Raw genomic sequence first — 1,150 nt, forward strand, 5'->3', positions numbered from 1 at the left:
GGGGCATGCGGGTGGTGCATCGGGCCGGGGCGCTGCGCGAAGCGGTCGAGACCGCGCGGCAAGAGGCTGGCCGGGCCTTCGGCAACGCGTCGGTCTATGCCGAGCGGTTTCTGCAGCATCCGCGCCATGTCGAAATCCAGGTGCTGGCCGACAGGGCGGGGCATGCCGTCTGGCTGGGGGCGCGGGATTGCTCGGTCCAGCGGCGGCACCAGAAACTGGTCGAGGAAGCGCCCCCGGTCGGGATCGCCCCCGGGCGGATCGCCGAACTGGGCGCGGCCTGTGTCCGGGCCTGCCTGGACATGGGGTACGAAGGGGCGGGAACCTTCGAATTCCTGTATGAGGACGGGGAATTTTTCTTCATCGAGATGAATACCCGCCTGCAGGTCGAGCATCCGGTGACCGAGATGACGACCGGCATCGATATCGTGCGCGCGCAGTTGCGCATCGCGGCCGGGCAGCCGCTTGGATTCACGCAGGCGGATATCGCGACGCGGGGGCATGCGATCGAATGCCGGATCAATGCCGAGGACCCGCTGCATTTCGTCCCCAGCCCCGGCCTGGTGCGCGCCTGGCATCCCCCGGGGGGACCGGGGGTGCGGGTGGATACGCATCTCCATGCGGGGTACCGCGTGCCGCCGCAGTACGATTCGCTGGTCGCCAAGCTGATCGTTCATGGGGCCGACCGGGCCGATGCGTTGGCCCGCATGTGCGCGGCGCTGGACGAAATGACGATCGAAGGGATCGCCACCACCGCACCGTTCCATCGCCGCCTGATGGAAACCGAGGATTTCCGGACCGGCGGGGTCGGCGTCCATTACCTGGAGTCACTGGATCTGGAGACGATGACGCCACGGAAGGACGCGCCATGACCTTGCTGGACGCGCTGCCGCGTCTGGTGGCGGCCATGCGGCGCCAGGACATGCGCAGCCTGTCGCTGGCGGACGGCGCCGAGACGCTGACCGTCCGCCTCGCGGCACCCGGGACGGACGCGCCCCAATCGGAGGACGCGCCAGAGAACACGCCAGAGAACGCGCCGGAGAACGCAGCCGTGACGGAGGTGCCGAGTCCGGAAATGGGGGTGTTCCGCCAGGGAAATGTGATTGCGGGGGCGGTGACTGCGGGGCGTGCCCCTGCCGGCGACGGCGCGGCG

1 protein-coding gene and 1 pseudogene are annotated in these 1,150 nt (G+C 69.3%); both read left to right on the plus strand.

Translation table 11 applies throughout. The features are described from left to right. On the plus strand, nt 1-869 hold an 869-nt coding region (locus HUK84_RS19410), incomplete at its 5' end, for an ATP-binding protein (protein ID WP_456306682.1). After that, nucleotides 866-1,150 (plus strand): annotated as a pseudogene (locus HUK84_RS19415) (hypothetical protein); the annotation flags it as partial. The gene HUK84_RS19410 and the pseudogene HUK84_RS19415, both read left to right, overlap by 4 nt.

The sequence above is a fragment of the Nguyenibacter vanlangensis genome, from assembly GCF_013376155.1.
Taxonomy (GTDB): domain Bacteria; phylum Pseudomonadota; class Alphaproteobacteria; order Acetobacterales; family Acetobacteraceae; genus Gluconacetobacter; species Gluconacetobacter vanlangensis.